Source organism: Streptococcus mitis (assembly GCF_946188685.1).
Classification (GTDB): domain Bacteria; phylum Bacillota; class Bacilli; order Lactobacillales; family Streptococcaceae; genus Streptococcus; species Streptococcus mitis_CC.
This window is the reverse complement of record NZ_CAMHWH010000002.1, coordinates 1-15,982: the sequence shown is the minus strand read 5'-3', so window position 1 is coordinate 15,982 and position 15,982 is coordinate 1. Positions and strand designations below refer to the sequence as shown.

Here is a 15,982-nt window from a genome sequence, read left to right as displayed (position 1 = left end):
TTGAACCGCTTTTTCTTATTTATCGCCCTTGTTACGAATAACAAAGCCTGTTTGCTTTTCGCTTGAAGTATTGCGTGGTTTTTTATTATCTTTACGGTAACGTTTTTCCTTATCAAAACGATCGTTGCCACGACTTCCTTTTTTGAAATCATCACGACGACCACCACGACGGTTGTCTCCACGGCGATTATCACGACGGTCATCTCCACGACGACCTCCCTTACCTTTACCACCGAAGCCATTACCTGATGGTTTAAACGGTAGTGGTTTTTCACGTGCAATCTCCACTTCTGGAAGGCTATCTGGATCTTGAACAGTCAGACTTAAGATATACATTGCCAATTCTTCTGGAGTAAATTCGGCAGCTAGCTTACGAGCATCCTTACCAAATTTCTCAAAGTTGGCACGGATAGTCTCATCTGCAAAATCACGTTCGATTTTCTTGAGAGCTACGTGTTTTTTTGCTTGAAATGCTTCTTCTGCACTTGCAGGTTTGAGACCTTTCATGCGTTTTTTAGTCAAGTTTTCAATGATTTGGAGGTAACCCATTTCATTTGGTGAAACGAAGGTAATAGACTGACCTGACTTACCAGCACGACCTGTACGACCGATACGGTGAACATAGCTTTCAGGATCTTGTGGAATATCGTAGTTATAGACATGGGTCACACCTGAAATATCCAAGCCACGCGCTGCAACGTCTGTCGCAACCAAAACATCAAGATTGCCATTTTTAAAGTCACGAAGGACACGAAGACGTTTGTTTTGGTCTAGGTCGCCATGAATTCCTTCTGCACGGAAGCCACGGATTTTAAGACCACGAGTCAGTTCATCCACACGGCGTTTTGTACGACCAAATACGATAGCAAGCTCAGGCTGTTCCACATCCATAAGACGAGTCATGGTATCAAATTTTTCTTGTTCCTTAACTCGGATATAGTATTGGTCAACCAATTCTGTTGTCAATTCCTTAGCAGCAATCTTGACATGCTCAGGTTCTTTCATAAACTGAACACCGATACGTTTGATGGCATCTGGCATAGTTGCTGAGAAAAGCAAAGTTTGACGGTTTTCAGGGACACGAGAAATGATGGCTTCGATATCTTCTAGGAAGCCCATATTGAGCATTTCATCCGCTTCGTCAAGGATAAGAGTTTCAATATCTTGTAATTTCAAGGCCTTGCGTTTAATCAAGTCCAAGAGGCGACCTGGAGTTCCCACCACGATATGGGCACCAGATTTAAGAGCCTTAATTTGTTTTTCAATGCTTGATCCGCCATATACTGAGCGGACTTTGACTCCCTTACTACGACCAAAGCGGAAAAGTTCTTCTTGACTTTGGACAGCTAGTTCACGAGTTGGAGCGATGACCAAGGCTTGGATGGTCGCTTCTTCTGTACGGATTTTTTCAAGGGTTGGCAAGCCAAAGGCTGCAGTTTTTCCTGTACCAGTCTGAGCTTGACCGATAACGTCCTTACCTTCAAGAGCTAAGGGAATAGTTTGTTCTTGGATCGGACTGGCTTCTACAAAACCAGCTTTTTCAATCTCTGCTAGCAAATCAGCAGACAAGTTTAATTCATTAAATTTCACGTTCTTCTTCTTTCTAAAGGTGGTGCGAAGCCACCCTATAGGGCTTAGTTTATACTTTTCTTTTTATGACGTATTTTCATATACTGGATACAAAATCGTGTTGCTTCTTTTCCACAAAAGAAAAGTACTGTTTTCTTTGCAACCTATCTAGTATAACACAAGAGAGAAGCAAAAGATAGTTAAATCCATCGATAAAGTCATGTAAACGATTTTTCTGAGAAAGTAAGGCTGAAATTTCCACTATTTCATAAACTTTTTTAAAGCGTAGCAGAATTGTGCAAAAGTTTTTTTCTTATGCTAGAATGAAATTCGAATAGGAGGAACTCTAAATGTTAACTTATGATTTAATCGTTATCGGATTTGGTAAAGCTGGTAAAACACTAGCAGGTAAATTGGCTTCAGCTGGTAAAAAAGTTGCCCTCGTTGAACGTAGCAAAGCTATGTACGGTGGAACTTGTATCAACATCGGTTGTATCCCAACTAAAACTTTGCTGGTTGCTGCTGAGAAAGACTTGTCTTTTGAAGAAGTGATTGCTACCAAAAACACTATCACTAGTCGCCTCAACGGTAAAAACTATGCGACTGTTGCTGGTACAGGCGTCGATATCTTTGATGCGGAAGCTCACTTCCTTTCAAATAAAGTCATCGAAATCCAAGCTGGTGATGAAAAGAAAGAACTGACTGCTGAAACAATCGTCATCAACACTGGTGCTGTTTCAAACGTCTTGCCAATCCCTGGACTTGCTACAAGCAAAAACGTCTTTGACTCAACAGGTATCCAAAACTTGGACAAATTACCTGAAAACCTTGGAGTCCTTGGTGGTGGAAATATCGGTCTTGAATTTGCCGGCCTATACAACAAACTTGGAAGCAAGGTTACAGTCCTAGATGCCTTGGATACTTTCCTTCCTCGTGCAGAACCTTCCATCGCAGCTCTTGCTAAACAATACATGGAAGAAGACGGTATTGAATTGCTTCAAAATATCCGTACTACTGAAATCAAAAACGACGGTGACCAAGTGCTCGTTGTGACTGAAAACGAAACTTACCGTTTCGATGCCCTTCTCTACGCAACAGGACGTAAACCAAACGTAGAACCACTTCAACTTGAAAATACAGATATTGAACTAACTGAACGTGGTGCTATTAAAGTAGACAAACATTGTCAAACAAACGTTCCTGGTGTCTTTGCAGTTGGAGATGTCAACGGTGGCCTTCAATTTACTTACATTTCACTTGATGACTTCCGTGTTGTTTACAGCTACCTTGCTGGAGATGGCAGCTACACACTTGAAGACCGTCTCAATGTACCAAATACTATGTTCATCACACCTGCACTTTCACAAGTTGGTTTGACTGAAAGCCAAGCAGCTGATTTGAAACTTCCATACGCCGTTAAGGAAATTCCTGTTGCAGCAATGCCTCGTGGTCACGTAAATGGAGACCTTCGTGGAGCTTTCAAAGCTGTGGTTAATACTGAAACAAAAGAAATTCTTGGAGCAAGCATCTTCTCAGAAGGATCTCAAGAAATCATCAACATCATCACTGTTGCTATGGACAACAAGATTCCTTACACTTACTTCACAAAACAAATCTTCACTCACCCAACCTTGGCTGAGAACTTGAATGACTTGTTTGCGATTTAAGTTGAGATTTAATCGTATCGAACAGCCCTCCTTGGGCTGTTTTTACTTCTGCGGAATCTCAAATCTGTCTTTTCCTTCTTTTATGATATAATAGAAACATGAAATTAAAAACTACTTTGGGCCTTCTTGCTGGGCGTTCTTCCCACTTCATTTTAAGCCGTCTTGGCCGTGGAAGTACGCTTCCAGGAAAACTTGCCCTTCAATTCGATAAAGATATTTTACAAAACCTAGCTAAGAACTACGAGATTGTCGTAGTGACTGGAACCAACGGAAAAACCTTGACAACTGCTCTCACTGTCGGCATTTTAAAAGAGGTTTATGGTCAAGTTCTGACCAACCCAAGCGGTGCCAACATGATTACAGGAATTGCGACAACCTTCTTAACAGCCAAATCTTCTAAAACTGGGAAAAATATTGCCGTCCTAGAAATCGACGAAGCCAGTCTATCTCGTATCTGTGACTACATCAAGCCAAGCTTATTTGTTATTACTAATATTTTCCGTGACCAGATGGACCGCTATGGTGAGATTTACACAACTTACAAGATGATTTTGGATGCCATTCGTAAGGTGCCTACTGCCACTGTTCTTCTTAATGGAGACAGTCCACTTTTCTACAAGCCAGCTATTCCAAATCCTGTACAGTATTTTGGTTTTGACTTGGAGAAAGGTCCAGCTCAGCTGGCTCACTATAATACCGAAGGAATCCTCTGCCCTGACTGCCAAGGCATCCTCAAATATGAGCACAATACTTATGCAAACTTGGGTGCCTATATCTGTGAAGGTTGTGGATGTAAACGTCCTGATCTCGACTATCGCTTGACAGAACTAGTTGAGTTAACCAACAATCGCTCTCGCTTTGTCATTGACGGCCAAGAATACGGCATCCAAATCGGTGGACTTTACAACATCTACAACGCCCTAGCTGCTGTGGCTATCGCCCGTTTCCTCGGCGCAGATTCCCAACTAATCAAGCAGGGATTTGATAAGAGTCGTGCTGTCTTTGGACGCCAGGAAACCTTCCATATCGGTGACAAGGAATGCACCCTCGTTTTGATTAAAAATCCAGTTGGTGCAACCCAGGCTATCGAGATGATTAAACTAGCTCCTTATCCATTTAGCCTCTCTGTCCTCCTCAATGCTAACTATGCGGATGGGATTGATACCAGCTGGATCTGGGATGCGGATTTTGAACAAATCACTGACATGGATATTCCTGAAATCAACGCTGGCGGTGTTCGCCATTCTGAAATCGCACGTCGTCTACGAGTAACTGGCTATCCAGCTGATAAAATTACTGAAACAAGTAGTCTGGAGCAAGTTCTTAAGACCATTGAGAACCAAGACTGCAAGCATGCTTATATTCTAGCTACCTATACTGCTATACTTGAATTCCGCGAACTGCTGGCTAGTCGTCAGATTGTTAGAAAGGAGATGAACTAATGGTTTATACTTCACTTTCCTCAAAAGCTGGCAATTACCCCTATCAGCTCAACATTGCCCACCTCTACGGAAATCTCATGAATACCTATGGGGACAATGGAAACATCCTCATGCTCAAGTATGTGGCTGAAAAACTGGGAGCCCATGTGACGGTTGACATCGTTTCTCTCCATGATAACTTTGATGAAAATCACTACGACATTGCCTTTTTCGGTGGTGGTCAAGACTTTGAACAGAGTATCATTGCAGACGACCTACCTGCTAAAAAAGAGAGCATTGACAACTACATCCAAAACGACGGTGTGGTTCTGGCTATCTGCGGTGGTTTCCAACTATTGGGCCAATATTATGTTGAAGCTTCAGGGAGACGCATCGAAGGACTAGGGGTCATGGGCCACTACACGCTCAACCAGACCAATAACCGTTTTATCGGGGACATCAAGATTCACAATGAAGATTTCGATGAAACCTACTATGGTTTTGAAAATCATCAGGGCCGTACCTTCCTCTCAGATGATCAAAAACCGCTGGGACAGGTTGTCTATGGAAATGGAAATAACGAAGAAAAAGTCGGCGAAGGTGTTCATTATAAGAATGTCTTTGGTTCCTACTTCCACGGGCCTATCCTCTCTCGTAATGCCAATCTAGCTTATCGCCTAGTCACTACTGCCCTCAAGAAGAAATATGGTCAGGACATTCAACTCCCTGCTTATGAGGACATTCTCAGCCAAGAAATCGCTGAAGAATACAGTGATGTCAAAAGCAAGGCTGACTTTTCTTAAACAAAGGAAAATGATATCAAAGAACTCCGTTATCTTGTCGGAGTTCTTTTTGTCTGTTCTTTTACCCTTCTCCCTTGCATTTTCTCTCATTTTTTGCCAAAATAGAGGGGTAGAAAGAAGGTAGCATATGTCTAAATTACAACAAATCGTAACATATCTTGAATCAGAAAAACTAGACGTCGCTGTCGTATCTGACCCCGTCACAATCAATTACCTCACTGGCTTTTACAGTGATCCCCATGAACGCCAAATGTTCCTTTTTGTCCTAGCGGATCAGGAACCCCTCCTTTTTGTCCCAGCCCTTGAAGTGGAGCGTGCGAGCAGCACTGTTTCCTTCCCAGTTGTGGGCTATGTGGACTCTGAAAATCCATGGCAAAAAATGAAACATGCTCTTCCACAACTTGACTTCAAACGTGTCGCTGTTGAGTTTGACAATCTCATCTTGACCAAATATCATGGCTTGAAAACAGTTTTTGAAACTGCTGAGTTTAACAACCTCACACCTCGTATCCAACGCATGCGCCTCATCAAATCTGCTGACGAAGTGCAAAAAATGATGGTTGCAGGTCTCTATGCGGACAAGGCTGTTAAGGTTGGCTTTGATAATATTTCTCTTGATAAGACAGAGACAGATATCATCGCCCAAATTGACTTTGCTATGAAGCGTGAAGGTTATGAAATGAGCTTTGATACCATGGTCTTGACTGGCGATAACGCTGCAAATCCGCACGGAATTCCTGGTGCAAACAAGGTCGAAAAAGACGCCCTTCTCCTCTTTGACCTCGGTGTCATGGTCAATGGCTACGCATCAGATATGACTCGTACGGTCGCTGTCGGTAAACCAGATCAATTCAAAAAAGATATCTACAACTTGACTCTGGAAGCCCAACAAGCTGCTCTTGACTTTATCAAGCCAGGTGTGACTGCACATGAAGTTGATCGCGCTGCTCGCGAAGTCATTGAAAAAGCTGGTTACGGAGAGTACTTCAACCACCGTCTCGGTCACGGTATCGGTATGGATGTCCACGAATTCCCTTCTATCATGGAAGGAAACGACATGGTCATCGAAGAAGGCATGTGCTTCTCTGTTGAACCAGGTATCTATATCCCTGGTAAAGTCGGCGTTCGTATCGAAGACTGTGGTGTTGTTACCAAGGATGGCTTTGACCTCTTTACAAGCACCAGCAAAGATTTGCTTTATTTTGATTAAAATTCTTCGAAAATCTTCCCACAATAAAACGCATAGTATCAAGGTTTTTCAACACCTGATACTATGCGTTTTTCTTATTTGAAAGACTTTTGACTCAGCCTCATTACTTAATCTTCTTGATACTTTGACTAAGGATAAATCCTACAATCATCCCTACCATATTTTGCATGAAATTTGGTAAAATTTCTGGTAGAGCTGCAGCCCAGCCATTCATCAATGTAGAGCCCAAGGCGTAACCCCCTACCATGGCAATCGTTGCTAAGATAAGGCCTAACCACTGAGTTTTTCCTTTAAATCCTGCGAAAAATCCCTGCAAGCCATGGTTGACCAAGCTAAAGAACATCCACTGAGGATAGCCTGATAAGAGGTCAATCAAGAAACCTGCTAGTCCTCCTACTACAGCCCCTTCACGACTACCAAAGTAGAAGGCCGTAAAGAAGACACCCGCATCTAAAAGAGTTAAAATGCCTGTCGGTGTTGGAATTTTTAAGAAATAACCTAGAACCACAGAGAGGGCGGTTAAGAGGGATACAAGGGCGATTTTAGTTGTTTTGGTTTGCTTCATATTGTCTTACTCCATACTGATCTGCTTGTGCAATAGAACGATAAACGAAATCCTTAGAGCTTTCTACTGCTGGTAAAAGTTCATCACCTTTAACCAAGTGACTGGCAATGCTAGAGGCAAAGGTACAACCTGCACCAGCATTTTGCCCTTGAATGACAGGATTTTCTAGGACTGTAAAGTTTTGTCCATCATAAAAGACATCTACAGCCTTGTCCTGACTAAGGCGATTGCCTCCCTTGATAATGACTGCTGGCGCTCCTAATTCATGCAATTTCTGCGCTGCAGCTTTCATGTCTTCCAAGGTTTTGATTTCCTGACCAGTCAATAATTCTGCTTCAGGAAGATTAGGCGTAATCACACTGACATAAGGGAAAAAGCGAATCAACTCTTGACAGAGTTCACTTACAGCTACGTCGTGTGTTTCCTTGCAGACCAAGACAGGGTCCAGAACCACAGGCACTCCTGGGCATTGCTTGATAAAGTCCAAGGCCTTCTCAGCCACACTGACAGTTGGTAGAAGACCAATCTTAATCCCCCCAAACTCCACATCACGCAAGCTATCTAATTCATGTTGAAAAATGGTATCGTCAGTTGGAAAGACTTCAAAGCCCTTTTCCGTCAAGGCTGTCAAACAAGTCACTGCTACAAAGCCATGCAAGCCGTTCAAGGTATAAGTAGCCAAATCAGCTGACAAACCACCACCACTAAAAATATCATTTCCAGAAAGTGCTAAAATACGATTATTCTTCATAACGAATCTCCTTTAAATATAAACCATTTGGTGCTGCAGTGGGACCTGCAAGCTGCCTGTCCTTTTTCTCCAAGATGAGGTCAATCTGCTCTACTGGCATGCGGTTATTGCCGATTTTAAGCAGTGTCCCCACCATATTACGAATCTGCTTATACAAGAAACCATTTCCTGAAAAGGTAAAGGTCAAAAACTGGCCTGTCTCATCAACCCTAAGACTAGCTTCTGTGATGGTGCGAACCTTATCCTCTACACTAGTCCCAGAGGCTGTAAAGCCGGTGAAATCATGAGTGCCTTCTAATTTTTTGATAGCCTCCCGCATCCGTTCCACATCAAGCGGATAAGGAAAGTGGGTGGCATAGTGACGGCGCATCGGATTTTTGGGACGGCCCCTATCCACGATAAACTCATAGGTCTTACTGTGCTTAGCATAACGGCAATGAAAATCATCCGCCACAAGCTCAATCGAAATCACATCAATATCTTCAGGGGACTGAGTGTCTAGAGCAAAACGGAGCTTCTCCTCATCCATTTGATAAGGCAGGTTAAAATGAATAACCTGTCCCAGGGCATGAACCCCACTATCTGTCCTACCAGCACCGTGAACAGTAATGGCTTGCCCTTTATTTAACTTGGTCAAGGTTTTTTCAATTTCTTCCTGAACACTACGCGCATGAGGCTGGCGCTGAAAACCAGCAAAGGCGTAACCATCATAGGAAATAGTTGCTTTATATCTTGTCATAACTTCTATTTTATCAAGAAATTAGTCTGTAAACAAGGCCCTAAATCAAATAGTGTCTGGGTACAAAAATCCAAAAAAGAAAAACTTAGGAAACCAATCCTAAGCTCTCTTTTGAAGTAGGTACATGACAAAGATAGAGGTTACAATTAACCAAGATCCTAAGATAGCAAAGACCAACATCCCATTGTGAGTTAATAAGCCAATTGCACCTAGAACGAATGGAGTCGTAAAGGCTCCGAAACTACAGCCTAAAACTGCAAATGAGGTTGCTTGATTGAGGAGTTTAGCTGGAATTCTTTCAGAGACAAGTTGAAAGACCGTCGTCAAGGCTACACTATAGGCAAAACCAGCCAGAATACTCCCTGCCACTACCACCCACAAGGATGGAGACAAGGCAATCACAATTTGCCCTAAGCCAAAGGTAATACCAGACCAGAGGAGCAGTTTCTCTTTAAAGATAGAAATCAAGAAAGAGAAACTCACACCAGCCACAATCCCAATTAACTGCATGACACTAAGAACAAAACTAGATAACTGGGCATCTCCCAGTCCTCTTTCCACCATCAAACTTGGAATACGAATAGTAATAGCCGTATTGGTACAAACTACAACTGCCGCTTCGATAGCTAGGATAAAAATCAAGCCCTTCATTTCCCGAGTTAAGCGACTTGCTTCCTTCGATTTTTTCTTAACTTCTTTCTTCTCTTTTCCATAAGGAACAAAGAGCAAATAAAGGATCAGCACCAAAAATCCAGCACTATAGGCTAGGAAGGTAGCTGTCCAACCAAAGGACAACAACTGACCGACTGCCAAGGTAATGAGAGAAGCTCCTACTACCTCTGCAGAGCCACGTAGCCCCAACATCTGAATCCGCGTTTTGCCTTGATAACGTTCACTGATAATCGAAATAGCCTTGGCATTGATCATCCCAACACCCAAACCAAAAAGAATCCGTGTTCCAAAGACAAAAGGATAGGCTTGGTACCAAAAAGGAGCCGTTCCACTCAGTGATAAAATTAACAAGCCCAAACTAATCTGTAAGCGCTCAGGAAATATTTTTTCTAGGAAACCATTTAATAGCAACATAATCATGATTCCAAAGGAAGGCAAGCTAGCCAAGAGCTCAATTTGTTCCTTAGGATAACCTTGATAATAGTCAAACATGGCTGGCAGGGCACTCGAGATGGAAAAGGAGGTAATCAAAACGAGGGAGAGAGCCAAAATACTGGCCCGTTCTAAAAATTGTTTCATGAAATCTCTTTCTATATTTTCTCTTAATCTTCTACTCTTTTGATACTTATCAAACAAGCAAGAAAAGAAGAAGCCTCTTTGGTGTATAGACTCCTTCTTAAACTCGAAAATGAATCCCTTGTGTCTTATACTCAATGAAAATCAAAGAGCAAACTAGGAAGCTAGCCGCAGGTTGCTCAAAGCACTGCTTTGAGGTTGTAGATAGAACTGACGAAGTCAGCTCAAAACATGGTTTTGAGGTTGTAGATGAAACTGACGAAGTCAGTAACTATATATACGGCAAGGCGAAACTGACGTGATTTGAAGAGATTCTCGAAGAGTATTAGGATGATTTTCTCTTGATTTGCTTAATAAAGTAGAAGATAAATCCTGCCACCATATAAGCAACAAAGATAATCAGACACCACTTGAACACGACATCCCAACCCTTGTTCACATTCAAAAAGAAGTACGGGAAGGGACTGACCTTAGAATTAGGAACATCAAGTTTCAATACCAAGCCATTAAAAAGAGCAAAAATCATATACAGCAAGGGTAAAATCGTCCACACAATTGGGTCCCAAATCTTGTATTGACCCTGTTTGTCAAAAAAGAGGGTATCTGCTAAAAACCAGAGGGGAACGATATAGTGGCAAAGGAAATTTTCTAGAGTATAGAAATTAGTCGCAATAGGCGCTAAAAGGAAATGGTAAATCACACAGGTAATCATGATACTCATGGTGACCCCACCTTTTAAGCGCAAGAGACTTGGTCTTTGCCAGTTTTCACCTAAACGGCTCATAACCTTTAGGAGATAGAGCGTAAAAATCGCGACTAAAAGGTTGGACAGAACCGTATAATAGAGTAACATCCCAAATCCACCATGCTTGGCGATTTCAAGATAAACTCCCGTAAAAGCCGCTAGAAACAAGAAGATACGGCTATAAAATACAAGTTTATAGTGTTTTGACATGCTTAAATTTTCTTCACAAACTCTGATTTGAGTTTCATGGCACCGAAGCCATCGATTTTACAGTCGATATTGTGGTCGCCTTCTACGATGCGGATATTCTTCACGCGCGTCCCTTGTTTCAAATCTTTTGGCGCACCTTTTACTTTTAAGTCCTTGATGAGAGTTACTGTATCACCGTCAGCCAATTTATTCCCGTTGGCATCGATAGCAACAAGACCCTCTTCTACATCTGCAACTTCAGCAGGATTCCACTCATAAGCACACTCTGGGCAAACCAGTAGGGCACCGTCTTCGTAGACATACTCTGAGTTACATTTTGGGCAATTTGGTAGGTTGTTCATGGTTTCTCCTTATCATCATTCACTATTCTTTGAAAATCAAAATTTCTCGAACAGCAACTATTATACCTTAAAATCAGCATTTTGACAAATATAGAAAAAAACCGATATCAATCTATCGGCTTTTCTACATCTACATTCTTTTTTTAGCTTCTGCTTTGATTTTTTCAACTACTTCTTGAATGTTCAAGCCAGTTGTATCAAGGTAGACAGCATCCTCTGCTTGTTTGAGAGGCGAAGTCTCACGATGACTATCCTTGTAGTCACGCGCAGCAATTTCCTCTTTTAGAGTTTCAAGGTCTGTTTCAATTCCCTTGGCAATATTTTCCTTGTAACGGCGCTCTGCTCTCTCATCGACTGAAGCTACTAGGAAAATTTTCAATTCTGCTTGTGGCAATACAACAGTCCCAATATCGCGACCGTCCATGACAATCCCACCTTGCTGGGCAATCTCTTGTTGGAGAGAAACTAGTTTCTCTCGTACTTCAGGAATTGCTGCAATAGCTGAAACATGATTGGTCACTTCATTTTCACGGATAGGATGGGTAATATCCACATCTCCTACAAAGACAAGTTGTTCTCCAGTTTCTGAGCGTCCAAAACTGATTGGATGCTGGTCCAATAAGGCTAAAAGTTCTTCAACTTGTTCAACTCCTAATTGGTTCCTGAGAGCCATGTAGGTCGCTGCACGATACATAGCACCTGTATCTAGGTAGGTGAATCCAAAATCCTTGGCAATAATCTTTGCGACCGTACTCTTGCCACTTGAAGCAGGACCGTCAATAGCAATTTGAATCGTCTTCATTTATGACTCCTATCTAGTCTTAATCACATCTCCAGGATTAGCAAACCAAGATCCTGTAGCCATATGGCCAGGATTCAAAGCCTCTAACTGAGCAATCGAGATTCCTGCACGAGCGGCAATAGCTGCTTCTCCTTCTCCAGCCATAACTTTTGTAGTTCCTTCTGGATCAGTTGGATGTTCTGAGCTACTAGATGACTCTTCTACCTTCTCCTCTGAACTAGAAGATGCCTGCTCTGAACTACTACTAGAAGTAGAAGAAACTTGCTCTACTTTTGTATCTGAATCGTGAAAATCTTTCAAGGCTGCTGTGCGATTACTCCCACCCGATGAAAGATAGATAAGAACAATAATCATCACGACTACAATCACAAAGAAAATACTTGCTAAAATAGTCAAGATACGATTAGCCAGCACTCCTCCACCTTGTTCTCTCTTACGACGTTCTGATCTTGTTTCTTCCTGATTCTCATAAATATCTTCTTGCCACGGTTCTTTTGCCATACCTTACTCCTTGTTTTTTTTTACTTTTCTTATTACAATATAAATATGAAAATCACACTTATACCTGAACGTTGCATTGCCTGTGGGCTTTGCCAAACTTATTCTGAATTATTTGATTACCACGATAATGGAATCGTGCGTTTTTACGATGACCCTGACCAACTAGAAAAAGAAATCTCTCCTAGTCAGGACGTCGTAGAAGCTGTTAGAAACTGTCCGACACGTGCCTTGATTAAAGATTAACTCTAACATCGATAAGAACGTTCCACTCCTTCTAGTTTAGCATATTTCCATGCAAAATTATAGTCTTTTCTCTTTATTTTTTTCTGTAAGATCAGGAAGGTCACTTTTTTCTTTGACGAGATAAAGTGGTCTTTTTTTAGTCTCTAGATAAATCTTACTGATATACTTGCCGAGAATCCCAATGGTCAAGAGTTGAATCCCTCCGAGAAAGAGAATAACAGCCATCAGAGAGGTCCAACCTGATGTCGGATTGCCCAAAATGAGGGTCCGAACCACAACAAAAAAGGTCATAAGTAGAGAAATAAAACAAGATAGGAGACCTGCCACAAAGGCGATAATCAAGGGAAAATCTGAAAAATTAACAATCCCTTCAATGGAGTAGAAAAAGAGTTGCCTAAAACTCCAACTGGTCTTGCCAGCCTGCCTTTCGACATTTGGATAGTCCAGATAGTGGGTTTTAAAACCCACCCAGGCAAAGAGCCCCTTTGAAAAACGATTGGACTCGGTCAAAGCTAAAATAGCATCGACTACAGATCTTCTCATCATGCGAAAATCACGGACACCTGACGGCAAGGCTACTGGACTAATTTTTTGCATAAGACGATAAAAGAGATTAGCACAGAAACTGCGAAAGAAGGGTTCTCCCCCTCGACTGGTTCTGCGTGTTCCAACACAGTCCAAGTCTGCATTCTGGTCTAGTAAGGCTTTCATCTCTAGCAACATACTAGGAGGATCTTGGAGGTCTGCATCCATCACCACCACTAGATCTCCTGTCGCATATTGCAAGCCTGCATAAAGGGCTGCTTCTTTGCCGAAATTTCGCGAGAAAGAAATATAATGAACTGCCGGATTTTGCTCCCGATAGGTCTTTAAGAGTTCCAAGGTCCCATCACTTGATCCATCGTCGACAAAGACATACTCGATTTCTGTTTCCAAATCTGGAAGTAAAGCTTCCAAAGCCTGATAAAAAAGAGGAAGTACTTCCTCTTCGTTTAAACAGGGGACAATGATTGATATCACCATCTTAGTCTTCAAATCCATTTGGATGCTTGCTTTGCCAACGCCATGCGTCTTCACACATTTGGGTGATGCCGAGTTCTGCTTCCCAGCCCAGTTCTGCTTTGGCTTTTGCAGGATCTGAATAGCAGGCTGCGATATCCCCTGGGCGACGGTCGACAATGCGGTAAGGAATTGGTCGTCCCACTGCTTTTTCCATATTTTGGATAATTTCAAGAACTGAGTAGCCTTTACCTGTTCCAAGGTTATAAACGTTTAGACCTGAACCTTTTTGGATTTTTTTCAGAGCTGCAACGTGACCTTTGGCCAAATCGACAACGTGGATATAGTCACGAACACCAGTTCCATCTTCTGTATCGTAATCGTCTCCAAACACTTGCACTTGCTCTAATTTTCCAACGGCTACTTGCGTCACATATGGCAAGAGGTTGTTTGGAATACCGTTTGGATTTTCTCCCAAATCACCACTCTCATGGGCTCCGATTGGGTTGAAATAACGAAGCAAGACAACGTTCCATTCTGAGTCTGCTTTATAGATATCCGTCAAAATTTCCTCTAGCATGAGCTTGGTGCGACCGTATGGGTTGGTCACTGAAAGTGGGAAATCTTCCAAGATTGGCACTGTATGAGGATCTCCGTAAACTGTCGCAGAAGAACTGAAAATGATGTTTTTACAGTTGGCTTCTTCCATAGCTTTCAAAAGGCTAACAGTTCCTGCGATATTGTTGTCATAGTAGGCAAGAGGGATACGAGTTGATTCACCGACAGCCTTCAAACCAGCAAAGTGAATGACACCTGTTGGTTCTTCCTGCTTAAAGATATCTCTGAGAGTATCCGTATCACGGATATCTGCCTCATAGAAAGGCACTTCAACTCCTGTAATTCTTTCAACAACTTCTAAACTTTTACGGTTGCTGTTGACAAGGTTATCCACCACAACAACCTGATGACCTGCTTGGATTAACTCAATAACAGTGTGGGTTCCGATAAAACCTGCTCCACCTGTTACCAAAATCTTTTCTTGCATCTTTTTTCCTCGATTCTCGGATTTTTTCTTATTTTACCATTTTTGATAGGGAATGTCATTTGCCATCCTAGGGGCAAAGCTAAAATTTCAGTAAAATTCTTATTCGCTTTTTACTCGTTTGACATAGTTTTCAATTAGATAGTTTAGAGGGTCCAAGGTCAAATCTTTGTCTTGGATCAGTTGAGCTAGATGGTAGCCAATGATGGGACCAGTTGTGAGGCCCGATGAACCTAGTCCACTAGCCGCATAGACACCTGCTAAATCAGGTACTTGCCCAAAGAAAGGAGAGAAATCGCTGGTATAGGCACGGATTCCCACACGCTCAGCTCTTGAAGTCGCTCTAGCTAAAACTGGATAGTGGGGCAAGGCTGCTTCCTCCATTTGTTGGAGTAAGGTTTCATCTACCGTCAAATCAAATCCCATATCATTTTCATGAGTAGCGCCTAGGGATAATTTCCCACCTGCAAAAGGAATCAAATCCCACTCCCCTTCTGGCATAACAACAGGGTAAGCTTCCATGTCTTGGGCAAGTTGATAATCTCGGAGTTGCCCCTTTTGAGGACGAACATCTACTTCATAACCTAAAGGCTCTAACAGGTGTCCCAACCAAGCTCCCGTCGCCAAAATAACCTGATCAAACACCTCTTCGTCAATCTGGTAACCTGATGCTAAAGGTGTCAGAGTTACTTTTTCTTTGACCAGCTTGACCTGACTGGCTTCTAGCAAACGAGTCACTAAGAGTTGGCCATCTACTCTCGCTCCACCCGAAGCATAGAGCAGGCGGTCAAATCCCTGCAATCCAGGGAATAATTCATTAGCTGATGCTTGGTCTAAAATGGCTAATTGCCCTATCAAGGGAGATTCTTCTCTGCGCTGGAGGGCTAGTTGATAGAGTTCTTCCAACTTAGTTTCATCCTTTTTCAGGAGAAAGACTCCCGAACGCTGGTAAAAGTCAATTTCTTGTCCCGACTTCTCTAAATCAGCTAATAAATCCACATAAAAGTCAGCCCCCAAGCGCGCCATTTTGTACCAGGCCTTATTGCGGCGTTTTGAAAACCAAGGACTGATAATTCCTGCTGCGGCCTTGGTAGCCTGACCTTGTCCATGATCAAAGACGGTCACC

General features: G+C 42.3%; 17 protein-coding genes. 5 read left to right on the top strand and 12 right to left on the bottom strand.

The genetic code is table 11. From position 1 onward, the window contains the following. Nucleotides 1-15: 15 nt before the first annotated feature. Nucleotides 16-1,590: a degradosome RNA helicase CshA gene (gene cshA, locus N8N51_RS01855; RefSeq protein ID WP_084863035.1), complete on the bottom strand. Its 1,575-nt coding sequence runs from the start codon at nucleotides 1,588-1,590 to the stop codon at nucleotides 16-18. 329 nt (nucleotides 1,591-1,919) lie between these two features. On the opposite strand from cshA, the gene N8N51_RS01850 reads away from it, so the two are divergent. The 4 genes from N8N51_RS01850 to N8N51_RS01835 all read left to right on the top strand — a co-directional run bounded on the left by N8N51_RS01850 (nucleotide 1,920) and on the right by N8N51_RS01835 (nucleotide 6,670). Beyond that, nucleotides 1,920-3,236 carry an FAD-containing oxidoreductase gene (locus N8N51_RS01850; RefSeq protein WP_004255717.1) on the top strand — a complete coding sequence of 439 codons (1,317 nt, stop codon included), beginning with the start codon at nucleotides 1,920-1,922 and terminating at the stop codon, nucleotides 3,234-3,236. A 98-nt stretch (nucleotides 3,237-3,334) separates the two neighbouring features. After that, nucleotides 3,335-4,678 carry a lipid II isoglutaminyl synthase subunit MurT gene (murT, locus tag N8N51_RS01845; protein WP_261103443.1) on the top strand — a complete coding sequence of 448 codons (1,344 nt, stop codon included), beginning with the start codon at nucleotides 3,335-3,337 and terminating at the stop codon, nucleotides 4,676-4,678. Beyond that, nucleotides 4,678-5,460, top strand: a complete 783-nt coding sequence (gene gatD / locus N8N51_RS01840; protein WP_049499586.1) for a lipid II isoglutaminyl synthase subunit GatD — start codon at nucleotides 4,678-4,680, stop codon at nucleotides 5,458-5,460. Before murT ends, gatD begins: the two co-directional genes overlap by 1 nt. Before the next feature lie 127 nt (nucleotides 5,461-5,587). Beyond that, complete coding sequence (locus N8N51_RS01835; RefSeq protein WP_261103440.1) at nucleotides 5,588-6,670, top strand: M24 family metallopeptidase; 1,083 nt, start codon at nucleotides 5,588-5,590, stop codon at nucleotides 6,668-6,670. Nucleotides 6,671-6,773: 103 nt separating this feature from the next. On the opposite strand, the gene N8N51_RS01830 is transcribed toward N8N51_RS01835, so the two are convergent. From N8N51_RS01830 to N8N51_RS01795, 8 genes are all read right to left on the bottom strand, one after another. Continuing rightward, the gene (locus N8N51_RS01830) at nucleotides 6,774-7,235 is read right to left on the bottom strand and encodes an ECF transporter S component (protein WP_000814989.1); all 462 of its coding nucleotides are present in this window, start codon (nucleotides 7,233-7,235) and stop codon (nucleotides 6,774-6,776) included. Then, a complete protein-coding gene (locus N8N51_RS01825) occupies nucleotides 7,213-7,986 on the bottom strand; it encodes a bifunctional hydroxymethylpyrimidine kinase/phosphomethylpyrimidine kinase (protein WP_000794766.1) in 774 nt (257 codons plus the stop codon). Before N8N51_RS01825 ends, N8N51_RS01830 begins: the two co-directional genes overlap by 23 nt. Next, nucleotides 7,976-8,725 carry a tRNA pseudouridine(38-40) synthase TruA gene (gene truA / locus N8N51_RS01820; RefSeq protein WP_023946244.1) on the bottom strand — a complete coding sequence of 250 codons (750 nt, stop codon included), beginning with the start codon at nucleotides 8,723-8,725 and terminating at the stop codon, nucleotides 7,976-7,978. The genes N8N51_RS01825 and truA overlap by 11 nt, the downstream gene beginning before the upstream one ends. A 99-nt stretch (nucleotides 8,726-8,824) precedes the next feature. Beyond that, nucleotides 8,825-9,976, bottom strand: a complete 1,152-nt coding sequence (locus N8N51_RS01815) for an MFS transporter (protein ID WP_153198730.1) — start codon at nucleotides 9,974-9,976, stop codon at nucleotides 8,825-8,827. 322 nt (nucleotides 9,977-10,298) lie between these two features. Continuing rightward, nucleotides 10,299-10,928: a Pr6Pr family membrane protein gene (locus N8N51_RS01810; protein ID WP_000033942.1), complete on the bottom strand. Its 630-nt coding sequence runs from the start codon at nucleotides 10,926-10,928 to the stop codon at nucleotides 10,299-10,301. Between the two features lie 2 nt (nucleotides 10,929-10,930). Continuing rightward, a complete protein-coding gene (locus N8N51_RS01805) occupies nucleotides 10,931-11,269 on the bottom strand; it encodes a zinc ribbon domain-containing protein YjdM (protein ID WP_001061596.1) in 339 nt (112 codons plus the stop codon). A gap of 130 nt (nucleotides 11,270-11,399) precedes the next feature. Further along, nucleotides 11,400-12,071 (bottom strand): (d)CMP kinase, encoded by a 672-nt coding sequence (cmk, locus tag N8N51_RS01800; protein ID WP_000849387.1) that lies wholly within the window; start codon nucleotides 12,069-12,071, stop codon nucleotides 11,400-11,402. Between the two features lie 9 nt (nucleotides 12,072-12,080). Further along, nucleotides 12,081-12,572 carry an SAG1386/EF1546 family surface-associated protein gene (locus N8N51_RS01795; protein WP_001040919.1) on the bottom strand — a complete coding sequence of 164 codons (492 nt, stop codon included), beginning with the start codon at nucleotides 12,570-12,572 and terminating at the stop codon, nucleotides 12,081-12,083. 45 nt (nucleotides 12,573-12,617) lie between these two features. On the opposite strand from N8N51_RS01795, the gene N8N51_RS01790 reads away from it, so the two are divergent. After that, nucleotides 12,618-12,815, top strand: a complete 198-nt coding sequence (locus N8N51_RS01790) for a ferredoxin (RefSeq protein ID WP_004235080.1) — start codon at nucleotides 12,618-12,620, stop codon at nucleotides 12,813-12,815. 57 nt (nucleotides 12,816-12,872) lie between these two features. Here N8N51_RS01790 and N8N51_RS01785 read toward each other — a convergent pair whose 3' ends face one another. From N8N51_RS01785 to N8N51_RS01775, 3 genes are all read right to left on the bottom strand, one after another. Next, nucleotides 12,873-13,838, bottom strand: coding sequence for a glycosyltransferase family 2 protein (locus N8N51_RS01785; protein ID WP_314725835.1), 966 nt, complete (start codon nucleotides 13,836-13,838; stop codon nucleotides 12,873-12,875). Nucleotide 13,839: 1 nt separating this feature from the next. Beyond that, nucleotides 13,840-14,859, bottom strand: a complete 1,020-nt coding sequence (galE, locus tag N8N51_RS01780; RefSeq protein WP_261065420.1) for a UDP-glucose 4-epimerase GalE — start codon at nucleotides 14,857-14,859, stop codon at nucleotides 13,840-13,842. Nucleotides 14,860-14,958: 99 nt separating this feature from the next. Then, nucleotides 14,959-15,982, bottom strand: a 1,024-nt coding sequence (locus N8N51_RS01775; protein ID WP_314725894.1) for an NAD(P)/FAD-dependent oxidoreductase, incomplete at its 5' end; no start/stop codon positions are given.